Source organism: Janthinobacterium rivuli (assembly GCF_029690045.1).
GTDB classification, from domain to species: domain Bacteria; phylum Pseudomonadota; class Gammaproteobacteria; order Burkholderiales; family Burkholderiaceae_D; genus Janthinobacterium; species Janthinobacterium rivuli.
In genome coordinates, this window is the sequence record NZ_CP121464.1 from 6,151,760 (window position 1) to 6,163,988 (window position 12,229).

The 12,229-nt window shown below is 62.5% G+C and carries 12 protein-coding genes; 4 read left to right on the plus strand and 8 right to left on the minus strand.

From position 1 onward, the window contains the following. The first annotated feature begins 151 nt into the window (after positions 1-151). A complete protein-coding gene (fur, locus tag P9875_RS27905; RefSeq protein WP_034745717.1) occupies positions 152-583 on the plus strand; it encodes a ferric iron uptake transcriptional regulator in 432 nt (143 codons plus the stop codon). A gap of 48 nt (positions 584-631) precedes the next feature. On the opposite strand, the gene hrcA is transcribed toward fur, so the two are convergent. Both hrcA and P9875_RS27915 read right to left on the minus strand, forming a co-directional pair. Continuing rightward, positions 632-1,648 (minus strand): heat-inducible transcriptional repressor HrcA, encoded by a 1,017-nt coding sequence (hrcA, locus tag P9875_RS27910; protein ID WP_035822689.1) that lies wholly within the window; start codon positions 1,646-1,648, stop codon positions 632-634. A 102-nt stretch (positions 1,649-1,750) separates the two neighbouring features. After that, on the minus strand, positions 1,751-2,476 hold the full coding sequence (locus P9875_RS27915) for an HAD family hydrolase (protein WP_278317211.1): 726 nt from the start codon (positions 2,474-2,476) through the stop codon (positions 1,751-1,753). Positions 2,477-2,721: 245 nt separating this feature from the next. Between P9875_RS27915 and P9875_RS27920 the strand changes: the two genes are divergently transcribed. Continuing rightward, on the plus strand, positions 2,722-3,318 hold the full coding sequence (locus P9875_RS27920; protein ID WP_099403947.1) for a hypothetical protein: 597 nt from the start codon (positions 2,722-2,724) through the stop codon (positions 3,316-3,318). A 36-nt stretch (positions 3,319-3,354) separates the two neighbouring features. After that, a complete protein-coding gene (locus tag P9875_RS27925) occupies positions 3,355-3,939 on the plus strand; it encodes a hypothetical protein (RefSeq protein ID WP_099403948.1) in 585 nt (194 codons plus the stop codon). 186 nt (positions 3,940-4,125) lie between these two features. On the opposite strand, the gene mmsB is transcribed toward P9875_RS27925, so the two are convergent. The 5 genes from mmsB to P9875_RS27950 are packed head-to-tail and all read right to left on the minus strand — an operon-like array spanning position 4,126 to position 9,620. Continuing rightward, the gene (gene mmsB / locus P9875_RS27930; protein ID WP_099403949.1) at positions 4,126-5,028 is read right to left on the minus strand and encodes a 3-hydroxyisobutyrate dehydrogenase; all 903 of its coding nucleotides are present in this window, start codon (positions 5,026-5,028) and stop codon (positions 4,126-4,128) included. Between the two features lie 23 nt (positions 5,029-5,051). Further along, positions 5,052-6,167 carry an enoyl-CoA hydratase/isomerase family protein gene (locus P9875_RS27935; RefSeq protein ID WP_278317212.1) on the minus strand — a complete coding sequence of 372 codons (1,116 nt, stop codon included), beginning with the start codon at positions 6,165-6,167 and terminating at the stop codon, positions 5,052-5,054. After that, on the minus strand, positions 6,160-6,945 hold the full coding sequence (locus tag P9875_RS27940) for an enoyl-CoA hydratase (RefSeq protein WP_035822702.1): 786 nt from the start codon (positions 6,943-6,945) through the stop codon (positions 6,160-6,162). The genes P9875_RS27935 and P9875_RS27940 overlap by 8 nt, the downstream gene beginning before the upstream one ends. Continuing rightward, positions 6,942-8,102 carry an acyl-CoA dehydrogenase family protein gene (locus P9875_RS27945; RefSeq protein WP_099403952.1) on the minus strand — a complete coding sequence of 387 codons (1,161 nt, stop codon included), beginning with the start codon at positions 8,100-8,102 and terminating at the stop codon, positions 6,942-6,944. Before P9875_RS27945 ends, P9875_RS27940 begins: the two co-directional genes overlap by 4 nt. Before the next feature lie 9 nt (positions 8,103-8,111). Beyond that, a complete protein-coding gene (locus P9875_RS27950) occupies positions 8,112-9,620 on the minus strand; it encodes a CoA-acylating methylmalonate-semialdehyde dehydrogenase (protein WP_099403953.1) in 1,509 nt (502 codons plus the stop codon). 157 nt (positions 9,621-9,777) lie between these two features. Here P9875_RS27950 and P9875_RS27955 point away from each other — a divergent pair, with 157 nt between their 5' ends. After that, complete coding sequence (locus tag P9875_RS27955) at positions 9,778-11,160, plus strand: short-chain fatty acyl-CoA regulator family protein (protein WP_225242775.1); 1,383 nt, start codon at positions 9,778-9,780, stop codon at positions 11,158-11,160. Between the two features lies 1 nt (position 11,161). Here the strand turns inward: P9875_RS27955 and P9875_RS27960 are convergent, their stop codons facing one another. Next, on the minus strand, positions 11,162-12,217 hold the full coding sequence (locus tag P9875_RS27960; RefSeq protein WP_278317213.1) for an adenosine deaminase family protein: 1,056 nt from the start codon (positions 12,215-12,217) through the stop codon (positions 11,162-11,164). Between the last annotated feature and the right edge of the window lie 12 nt (positions 12,218-12,229).

Sequence of the window (12,229 nt, forward strand, 5' to 3'; positions counted from 1 at the left end):
TGGCAATACAGCCGGTGTTACGCGCATAAATGACCTCAATTGGATGAACAAAACGCCAGGAGTGACCGGCCCGCCAAAAAAAAGCATATTTTGGCACTCCCCGACAAAACGCTATATGATAAAGCACCTGACCCACATACGAGCAACAAACATGAGTAACAATCCTAGTGATCTCAAGGCAAGCGGCCTGAAAGCCACCCTGCCACGGCTGAAGATACTCGATATCTTCCAGAGTAGCCCGGTACGCCACCTGACCGCGGAAGACGTGTATAAAATTCTGCTGGCCGACAATATGGATGTCGGTTTGGCAACTGTCTACCGCGTCCTGACGCAGTTCGAACAGGCTGGCTTGCTCAACCGCAACCATTTTGAAACCGGCAAGGCGATTTTCGAACTCAACGAAGGCTCCCACCACGACCACCTGGTGTGCCTCGACTGTGGCCGGGTCGAAGAATTCTTCGACGAAGAAATCGAAATCCGCCAGCAAAAAGTGGCCGAGGAGCGCGGCTTCAAGATCGCCGAACACGCCCTGGCCATCTACGGCAACTGCACCAAGACAGCTTGCCCGCACAAAACCGCCTGATCCACGCTTGCCGGTCCCACGGAGCGGCTGGCGCGTCAGGCAGTACGATCAATGATGGCTGAGCGCGCTTGACAGCAACTTGGCCGTGATATCGACAATCGGGATGACGCGTTCGTAAGCCATGCGCGTCGGCCCGATCACTCCCAGCGTTCCCACGATCTTGCCGTTGACTTCATACGGCGCCGTCACCACGCTCATCTCATCCATCGGCACCAGGTTCGATTCGCCGCCGATGAAAATCTGCACGCCCGTCGCCTTGCTCGACACGTCGAGCAGCTGCATCAAGCCCGTTTTTTGCTCGAACATGTCGAACATCTGGCGCAGCGAATGCATATTCGAGGACAGATCGCTCACGCTGAGCAAGTTGCGCTCGCCGGAAATCACCATGTCGTCGCTATGGTCGGCCATCGCTTCGCTGCCCGCTTCCACGGCCGCCTGCATCAGGCTGCCCATATCGTCACGCAGCTGGCGCAGCTCGCCCTGCAGGCGCACGCGCACGGCGTCGAAGGACAGGCCGCCATAATTCTGGTTGATATAGTTGGCCGATTGCACCAGTTGCGCCGGCGTATAGTCGGCTTCCGTCAGCAATAAACGGTTCTGCACGTCGCCGCCGGGGGCGACGATGACGAGCAGGATGCGTTTTTCGGACAGGCGCAAGAATTCGATTTGCTGGAACACGGATTCGCGGCGCGGACTGAGCACGACGCCGGCAAACTGCGACAGCGACGACAGCATCTGCGCCGCGTTGGCGATGGTTTTTTGCGGCTGCGGCGTCTGCAGGCGCATGCGCGACTCCACCATGTGCTCGTCCAGGTGCCGGACCGTCAGCAAGGTGTCGACAAAGATGCGGTAGCCGCGCGGCGTGGGGATGCGTCCGGCCGAGGTGTGCGGACTGGACACATAACCGAGCTCTTCCAAGTCAGCCATGATGTTGCGGATCGTGGCCGGCGACAGGTCGAGGCCGGAAATTTTCGACAAGGCGCGCGAACCGACCGGCAGGCCGTCGGCGATATATCGCTCGACCAGGGCTTTCAGCAGTGTTTGGGCACGTGTATCGAGTTGCATGGTGTTTTATTTAAGCAAGTGTTTTGTTAAGCAAGCGGCAACGAAAGCGGCCGAACGTGCAGCAACAGCGCCTATTATGCACGTTCGCCCGTCCTGCGGCGATCAATCTTCCAGTTGCCCCTGCAACCACAACAGCAATTCATTAAAGTTGGCGCAGATGGCGTCGGGCTGCACGCCGGCGGCCAGGTGGGCATCGCTGCCCTTGCGGTTCATCCACACGGCACGCATGCCCGCCCCCTGCGCTCCCGTCACATCGAAATACAGATCGTCGCCGACATACACGGCTTCATGGGGCGCCACGTCCAGCGCGGCGCAAGCGGCCAGGAAGATGCTGGCGTCGGGCTTGGCCACGCCAAAGTCGCTGGCGGCGATCGATACCTTGAAATGCTGCGCCAGGCCGATAATTTCAAGGTCCGCATTGCCATTCGAGATGGAGCCGACCAGCATACGCTGGCCCATCCAGGCCAGGCCCGGCAAGACGTCGTCATATGGCTGGACGCGATGACGGGCCGCAAGGAACTGCGCGATGGCGCCGTCGACCAGGGCGGGATCCTCGCCGGCCGCCTCGAAGGCGGCCAGCAGGCCCGCGCGGCGCAACTCGATCAGGTTGCCATGGAAATGCGGCTGCGCATTGAGCATGGCCAGGCGATGCTGGCGCAACACCTCGATGGAAAACTGCTGCGCCACCTTGGGCGCATGCGTGGCCAGCCAGTCGTGCAGCAGGGTTTCGGCGGCGGCAATCACGGGCGCGATAGGCCACAAGGTATCGTCGAGGTCAAACAGGATGGCCTTGGGCGGCACGGCGGGTTTTACAGGAGCAAGGGACATGGGACTCACAATGGGATGCTGCGTCACAGTGCGCAGGGTATAGCTATTGTCGCACCGATCGCCGCCGCCGGCATGGCTGCGCCCCCGTGAAATGGGGCCGGGCCAGCGCTTCCCGGCGAAAAATTGTTACAGGGTGATACAAGGCAAGATCATCCAGCTTGCCAGATAGACTAAAATAGGCGCCATTCCAATGCGGCGCCAGCGTCCGCGTTGCGCTACCCAACCTAATTCGTTTTGGAGACTGTATGAAAAATTTGTACCTGCGCTCGATGCTGGCGGCGGCTTGCGCCGCCACACTGGCAGCCTGCGGCGGCAGCGGCGGCAACCTGTATCTGCAAGTCCAAGTCTTCGGCCTGGCCAAGGATGGCCTGATTCTCCAGAATGACGGGGAACGCTTGCCGGTTACTGCTGGCCTGTCCACCGCTGTTTTCACCAAGCTGGTCAAGAACGATGACCGCTACGACATCACCATCGCACAACAGCCCAAGGGCGCCGTTTGCACGATTATCAATGGCGTCGGCAAGGCATCGAGCTACTCCGTGAGCACGGCCCAGGTGAACTGCAAGACCAACACCTACCTGCTTCGCGGCACGGTCACGGGCCTGAGCGCCGATGGCTTGCGTCTGGTGATGGGTTCCAACGGCACCACCCTGCTGGCTGGCGCCACCGCCTACGAATTCAGCGTTGATGACGGCGCCGCGTACGGTATTTCCATACTGGCTCAGCCAACGGGCCTGAAGTGCCGCTTCCAGGGTTCCAGCAGTGCGGACGGCAGCGATACGGTCGGCACGATGGGCTCCGCCGCCACGACCGCGGCCACACTTGACTGCACGCCGCAGTAATCCTTGCGATCCGTCACCTATTTTTTGGAGAAATACATGAAGTTATCCTGCTTGCGCCCACTCGCCGCACTGCTGCTGACCCTGGGACTGGCCGCTTGCGGCGGCAAGGCCTCGTATGACGTCAGCGGCACCATCACAGGCTTGAACAATGAAGGACTGATCCTGGCCAACGGCAGCGACACCCTGCCGGTTCCTGCGGGCAAAACAGAGTTTACCTTTATCAAGCGCATCGACTATGGCACCGACTACAACATCACCGTCAATAAACAACCAGCCCACATGACTTGCGGCATCAGCGGTGGTTCCGGTTCGGCTGGCCATTACATCAATATCAGCGCCGCGGTTACTTGCTCGCAAAACAAATATACCGTGGGCGGCACGGTTTCCGGCCTGACGGTGGACGGCCTGGTGCTGATTAACGGCAGTACGACAACAACGGTGGCCAAGGATGCCACGACCTTTACCATGTCCGGCTCGGTCGCCTATGGCGACACCTATGGCATCAGCGTCTCCGAAACCCAGCCAAAGGGGCTGAAGTGCACGGTACAGCCAGGTACAGGCGGCGGCACCATGGGCGAAGCGAATGTGACGACGGTGCAGATCGTTTGCAATCCGGCCTGAGTGGCGGCAACGGTAGCCGCTGCGCGGCTACCGGGAAGAGATATCACGGAAATCTATAGTTGATATTCCAAAGATAAATTGGAGTTATATGTGGCGATGCAGCATAATGCATCTGTCTCCTCCAACTCTTCCAAGAATTGGATTTAGCCCGCTTTTACCAGCGGGCTTTTTTTTGCCCAAAATTCCTCAAACGGGTTTATTCAAGCCCGGCTGCAACATTTGCACGATGCTGGAGAAATCCTGCTGCGCATAACCGGCTTGCGCATGCATCTGGTACAACTGCCGCACCAGCCCGCCCAAGGGCGTGGGCGCGTTCGCCGACAGGGCCGACTGCTGCGCCAGGCCCAGGTCTTTCAACATCAGCGCCGTGCCGAAGCCGCCCGTGTAATCGCGCGACGCGGGCGTGCCGTCCATGACACCGGGCCACGGGTTGTACACTTCCAGGGTCCAGTTGCGGCCCGAACTCTTGGCCATGATATCGGACAATACTTTCGGGTCCAGGCCATGCGCCACGCCCAGGTTCAGCGCCTCGGCCGTCCCCGCCATCAAGATACCCAGCAGCATGTTGTTGCAAATCTTCGCCACCTGGCCCGCGCCCGCCTCGCCCGCATGGAAGATATTCTTGCCCATCTTTTCCAACAAAGGCCGCGCCTGCTGCAAGGCCGCTACACTACCGCCGACGATAAAAGTCAGGGTGCCAGCCGCCGCGCCCGCCGTGCCGCCCGAGACGGGCGCATCGATCATGGCAAAGCCGCGCTCGCTGGCCGCCTGCGCCACTTGCCGCGCCACATCGGCGGCGATGGTGCTGCAATCGATGAACAAGGCACCGGGCTTGGCCGAATCGAGCACGCCACCGGCCGCCAGGTACAGTTCCTGCACGTGCTTATTGGCTGGCAACATGGTGATGACGGCGTCGGCCGTCTGCACGGCCGCGCTGGCGGACGCAGCCGCCGTGGCGCCCGCCTCGACGAGGGACGCCACTGCCGCCGGCGCCAGGTCGAACACGGACACGTGAAAGCCGGCGGCCACCAGATTGCGGGCCATCGGCGCGCCCATGTTGCCCAAGCCGATGAAAGCGATATGTTGCATGGTAAAAATCTCCTGTTGTTCTTTTAATGCAGGTCGCGCAAAGGATGGCTATCCCATGGCGCCGCGAAATATTCATTGAGATACGCACCGCTGACCTCGGCCAGACTGGCCGGCTGCCACTGCGGCGCGTTGTCCTTGTCGATCAGCAAGGCGCGTACGCCTTCGCGGAAATCGGCATGGGCGCAGCATTGCACGGCAACAATCAATTCCAGCTGGAACACTTGCGCCAGACTCATGTGGCGTGTGCGTTCACGCATGGCCCAGACCAAGGCCGCCGAAGTGGGCGCGCCCTTGTCGAGCGAGTGGGCCGCCTTTTGCAGCCAGGCCGAATCGCCGTCATACGCGGCAATGGCGGCCACCACTTCAGGCAAGGTGGGCGCTTGCGTCAGCACGGCGATGGCGTCGAAGTTGGCGCGCACTTCCGAGACGGGCAGCATGGATGCCGGCGCCGAGAAGCCGCGCAGCAAGCGGTTCAGCTGCTCGCTGTTCGCTTGCGGGCTGGCTTGCCATTGCGCCAGCGCCAGCGAGTCAAGCACCATGGCGCGCTCTTCCTGGCGCAGGAAATAGTCGCCCAGACCCGTGAACAGGGCGTCGGCCGCGTTCATCGGCACCCCCGTCAGCCCCAGGAACAGGCCGCTGCGCCCCGGCATACGGCCGAGGAACCAGCTGCCGCCCACGTCGGGGAACAGGCCGATGGTGATTTCCGGCATGGCGATGCGCGTGCTTTCCGTCACCACGCGATGGCTGGCGCCCGCCATCAGGCCCAGCCCGCCGCCCATGACGATGCCGCCGCCCCATACCAGCAACGGTTTCACGTACGTATGGATGCGGTGGTCGAGCCGGTATTCCTCGGCAAAGAAGGCCAGCGCCTGCGGGTTCGGCACGACATCCGGCTGCTCGACGACGGCCGTGCGCAGGCTGCGCACGTCGCCGCCGGCACAGAAGGCCTTGTCGGTCGACGATTGCAGCACCACGCAGGCGATGGCAGCGTCACTGGCCCAGCGCACGAGGGCGCCATCGATGGCACGTATCATGTCCAGGGTCAGGGCGTGCAGCGACTTTGGCGCGTCGAGGGTGATGACGCCCAGCTTCATGCCGCCGGGACAGTCGCGTTCTTCTATCTTGACGGTCTCAACCATTCTTCCACTCCGCCGGACGTTTTTCCAGGAACGCTTGCACGCCCTCTTTCTGGTCTTGCGTATCGAACAGGCCGAGGAACAAGGTGCGCTCGTCTGGCAAGGAATTGACCAGCGGATGGCTGCGCGCGCCCTGGATCAGGGTCTTGCAGGCCGTCACGCTGCTGGGGCTCTGGCGCGCCACCTTGGCGGCCAGGGCCAGTGCCGTAGCGGCAGCCTTGCCGGTTGGCACGACTTCCTCGACCAGGCCGATGGCCAGGGCCTTGGCCGCATCGACTCTCTCGCCACATAAAATCATGCGCTTGGCCCAGCCTTCGCCCACCAGCCACGGCAAATGCTGCGTGCCGCCCGCGCACGGCAGCAAGCCGACGGACGCTTCCGGCAAGGCCATCTGCGCGTGTTCTTCGGCAATGCGAATATCGCAAGCGAGCGCGCATTCAAGCCCGCCACCCATGGCATAGCCATTGATGGCGGCGATGCTGACGCCGCGAAACGCGGACAGCGCCTCGAACGCCTCGCCAAAGGCGGCGGCCATGGCGAACGCCGTGTCCTTATTGCCGTCGGCAAACACTTTCAGGTCGGCACCGGCCGAGAAGAACTTGGCGCCGCCGCCCGTGATCACGAGCGCATACACGTCCGGATCCGCATTCAGGTCGGCCACCAGCTGCGTCAGCGCGTTCAGGCTGGCCAGGGTCCACGTGTGGGCTGGCGGGTTGTCGAGGGTCACCAGGGCCGTATGGCCACGGCGTTCCAGCAGTAAATTTGTATACACTTTGCTCATCGTAAGGTCTCCGTGGCGCCGTCTTTCAAAATCGCTCGCGCGACGATCAGGCGCATAATTTCATTCGTCCCTTCCAGGATCTGGTGCACCCGCGTGTCGCGCACGTGGCGCTCGAGCGGATACTCGCGGATGTAGCCATAGCCGCCGTGCAATTGCAGCGCATCGTTGGCCACATTAAAACCGACATCCGTGGCGAAACGTTTGGCCATGGCGCAATACGCCGTGGCGTCCGGGCTTTCCTGGTCCAGTTTCCACGCCGCCAGGCGCACCATCTGGCGCGCCGCCACCAGTTCCGTCAGCATGTCGGCCAGCTTGAATTGCAAGGCCTGGAATTGCGCCAGTTCGCGGCCGAACTGCGTGCGCTCCTTCATGTAGGTTTGCGCGCGCGTGAGGGCCGCCTGCGCCGTGCCCACCGAGCACACGGCGATATTGATGCGCCCGCCATCGATGCCCTTCATGGCAATGGCAAAGCCTTCGCCTTCCGCACCCAGCAAGTTAGCTGCCGGCACTTTCACCTGGTCAAAGCTGATGATGCGCGTAGGCTGGCTGTTCCAGCCCATCTTTTCTTCTTTCTTGCCATACACGATGCCGGGCAAGTTCGCCGGCACGGCAAACGCGGAAATGCCGGCCGCGCCTTCGCCTCCAGTCCTCGCCATGACGATCAGCATGTCCGTCTGGCCCGCGCCGGAAATGAAGGCTTTCGTACCGTCGAGTACATAAAAGTCGCCATTCCTGGCGGCCTTGGTGCGCAAGGATGCCGCGTCGGAACCCGACTGCGGTTCCGTCAGGCAATAACTGGCCAGCTTCTGGCCAGCGGCCAGGGCCGGCACCCACTCGTCGCACAGGGCTTCCTGGCCCCAGCGCGACAGCATCCAGGTGGCCATGTTGTGAATCGTGATGTAGGCCGTGGTCGAGGTGCAGCCGCCGGCCAGCTCTTCAAACACGATGGCCGCATCCTGGCGCGAGAGGCCCAGGCCGCCCCAGCGCTGCGGCGTGTACAGGCCGCAAAAGCCCATCTCGCCCGCCTTGGCGATCGTTTCCACGGGAAAGATCGATTCCGCGTCCCAATGGGCCGCGTGCGGCGCCAGTTCCCCTTCGGCAAACGCGCGCGCCGCCTGCTGGAACTCGCGCTGCTCGTCGCTCAGTTCAAAGTCCATGCCAGCTCCTTATTTCAGGCTGATGGTGGTGTTGACCTTGCCCACCGAGGCCGCGTCCGTGAACCAGCGCTGGGTAATCGTTTGCGTCTGCGTGTAGAACAGCACGACTTGCTTGCCGAACGGCCCCAGATCGCCCAGCTTGGAGCCGCGCGAACCCGTAAAGCTGAACAGGGGAACGGGCACGGGAATGGGCACATTGATGCCGACCTGGCCCACGTCGATTTCTTCCTGGAAGTAGCGGGCGGCCGCGCCGCTTTGCGTAAACAGCGCCGTGCCGTTGCCGTTCGGATTCGCGTTGACCAGGGCAATCGCTTCGTCAAGCGTATCGACTTCGACGACGATCAGCACGGGACCAAAGATTTCCTGGTCATACACGACCATGCCGGGCTTCACGCCGGAGAGAATCGTCGGTCCGACGAAGTTGCCGTTCGGATAGCCATCGACCTTGACGTCGCGGCCATCGAGGGTCAAGACGGCGCCCTGTTCGATGCCCTTGGCGACCAGGCTGAAGACGCGCTCTTTTGCGGCGCAGGAAATGACGGGACCCAGGTCAGGATTGTCCTTGCCCGCGCCGACCGTCAAGGTTTGCGCCTTGGCGGACAATTCCGGCAGCCAGTCGCGCGCTTCGCCCACCAGCACGGCGACGGAGGCGGCCATGCAGCGCTGGCCGGCCGCGCCGAAACCGGCGCCCAGCAGCTGGTTCAGGGTCTGTTCTTTATTGGCATCCGGTAAGACAACGGCGTGATTCTTGGCGCCCATCATGCATTGCGCGCGTTTGCCGTTCAGGCTGGCGCGCTGGTACACGTGCGTGCCCACCTTGCTCGATCCCACGAACGAGATCGCCTTGATGTCCGGGTGGTCGCACAGGGCATTGACGACGTCTTCGCCGCCGTGAATCACGTTCAGCACGCCGGCCGGGATGCCCGCCTGCAAGGCCAGGCGCACGAGTTTTTCCGTCACGAGCGGGTCTTGCTCCGATGGTTTCAGCACGAAAGTGTTGCCACAGGCAATCGCCATCGGGAACATCCACAAGGGGATCATGGCAGGGAAATTGAACGGGGTAATGCCGGCGCACACGCCCAGCGGCTGCATCACGCTGTAGGTATCGACGCCACCGGCCACGTTTTGCGCGTATTCGCCCATTTGCAGGGTGCCGATATTGGCCGCATGCTCCACCACTTCCAGGCCGCGGAAGACGTCGCCTTCCGCGTCGAGCAGGGTCTTGCCCTGTTCCATGGTGAGCGTCGCGGCCAGGTCGGCCATGTTTTCACGGATCAGCTGCTGCAATTTGAGGAAGATGCGGGCGCGCGCGCCAATCGGCGTCTTGCGCCAGGTTTTGAAGGCGCGCTGGGCCGAGGCGATGGCCGCGTTGACTTCGTCCGGCGTGGCGAACGGCACCTTGGCCAGGACTTCCTGCGTGGCCGGGTTGACGACGTCGCGCCAGACGGTGGTCTGGGATTCAACCCACTCGCCGTTGATCAAGAGGGGAACGGTCGGAATTGCAGTTTGCGTGGTCACTCGGTGTCTCCTTGTGTGGGTATAAGTCTGTTTGCATTATTCGCACAATCGCCGCCGCGAACAAGGCGTGAAAATGCGAGATAATGCAAAGCTGAATCTGTTAATCTGCAAATGTTGTAAATTTGCAGATTCCACAAACCGGGGAAGAGGAAACGCAATGGCAAAGGTTTTCATGGGCGTGCGCCTGCAGCGGCTGCGCGAGGAACGGCGCATGACGCAGGTGGCGCTGGCCAAGTCCCTGGGCATTTCGCCCAGCTACCTGAACCAGATGGAACGCAACCAGCGCCCGCTGACGGTGCCGATTTTGCTGCGCATCGGCACGGTGCTGGGGGTCGATCCGCAAATCTTTTCCGAACACGACAGCGCCAGCCTCGTGGCCGACGTGCGCGACGTGTTCGGCGAATTGCCGGACGCGCCGCCCACCTCGATGGCGGAATTGAAAATGCTGGTGGAAAACATGCCGGAACTGGCGCGCTCGATTTTGCTCTTGCAGCGGCGCTACCGGGTGATGGCGGAACGGGCCGACACGCTGGCCGCGCGTCTCGACGACGGCAGCCGCGGCGCCAGCTCGGCGGCCCCGTCCACGGATGAGGAAGTGCGCGAATACCTGAACCGGCGGCAAAATTACATCGATGAGCTGGACCGGGCGGCGGAACTGGTGGCGGGACAATTCGATCCCGCCCTGCGCACGCTCGATGCGCTGCAAGGCCGGCTGCTGGAACGCCACGGCATCGAAGTGCGCTTGTCCGATGGCGACGCGGGCATGGTGCGCAAGCACCGCTATGACGCCCAGCAACACATCCTGTGGCTGCCCGACACCCTGACGGGCGGCCAGCGCGCCTTCCAGATGGCGGCGCAAATCAGCCTGCTCGAACACAGCGAGCTGATCGACGCTCTCGTACTGGCGGCGGGATTGTCCGGCGCGGCCGCGCAAACGGGCGCGCGCCTGGCGTTTTCGAATTATTTCGCGGGCGCCCTCTTGATGCCGTACCAGCGCTTCCTGCAGGCGGCGGAAACGCGCGCCTACGATATCGAGCGCCTGGCGCACCAGTTCGGCGTGGGTTTCGAAGCCGTCTGCCACCGCCTGAGCACCATGCAGCGCCCCGAGGCGGCAGGGCTGCCGTTTTTCTTCGTGCGCGTCGACCGCGCGGGCAATGTCTCGAAGCGCCAGTCGGCCACGGACTTCCACTTTTCAAGGGTGGGCGGCACGTGCCCGCTGTGGATCGTGTACGACGCCTTCAGCCATCCGGGCCAGGTACTCACGCAAGTGGCCAGCATGCCGGACGGCTGCACCTATCTGTGGATCGCGCGCCAGGTCAGCACGGCGTCACCGGGTTTCAGGGCACCGGGGAAAACCTTTGCCGTGGCGCTGGGCTGCGACATCTCGCAGGCGCACCGCTTGATCTATTCAAAGGGACTCGATTTGCACGATCCGAGCAGCGCCACGCCCATCGGCACGGGCTGCAAGGTGTGCGAGCGCCAAAGCTGCCCGCAGCGGGCGTTTCCGTCGCTGCTGGCGCCACCACCAGCATCGGCCTGATTTATTCGGCGACCCGCGCGCGCAGTGCGTCAAATTCGCGCGCAAATTGCGCGCGCCAGTTGCGCCGCGTGGACTCGTCGATCCAGGCCGCGTCGAGGCCATTCAACATGAAGCCGCGCATGTCATCGAGGCCGAAGCCGAATGCACGCATCATCATCCAGGCACCCGTCGGCGTCACGTGGTGCAGGGTCGGATCGTCCGTGTTCGGATGCAGTTTCAGGCCCAGCTTGGCCATGGCGCGGATCGGGTGATCGAGCGCCCAGCGTTCGGGCGCCAGCGTGCGCAGATAATACGAATTGGTCGGCACCACGGTAAACACGAGACCGCGCTCCACGCAGCGCTGCGCCAGTTCCAGGTTGTCGACAATCGTGTAGCCATGGTCGACCCGGTCCACCTTCAATTCGTCTATCGCCGTCGCCACGTTCATCCACGGCATGCCGAATTCGCCCGCATGCGCCGTGCATTTGAAACCGGCGGCGCGCGCGGCGCGGTAAGCGTCGATGAACAACTCTGGCGGGCGATCGTTTTCGCGGTAGTCGATGCCGATGCCGATGACTTCCGGCGCGCGGTAAGCCTTCATCCATTCCACCATTTGCACGGCTTCGGCGGGAGCCGCTTCGCGGTCGATGCTGGGGATCAAACGGCCGATCACGCCAAAGTCGCGCTGTGCATCGCGGATGGCGGCCACGATGGCGTCTTGCGCCGCTTCATAGCGGATGCCCGACACGCGCACGGTGCCGGTCGGATTCCAGAAGAACTCCGCATAGCGCACGCCGTGGCCATGCACGTCTTCCAGGTATTCGTAGGCAAGGCAATACAGGTCCGTTGGCGAGACGATCAGGTGCGCGTCGAGCGCGCGCAGCACGCGCAGCACGCCGACGGGCTTGTCGCCGCGCGTGTAGAAAGAGTCGATTTCCTCGGGCGTGACGACATTGCCCGTCTTCGCGGCCAGCGCGCGGAAGGTAGCCTGGCGCACCGTGCCGAACAAATGGCAATGCAGCTCCACTTTCGGCATGGCGCGTAAAAACTGTTCGATGCTCAGGGGGGAATTAGACATGAAGCTCGTTTC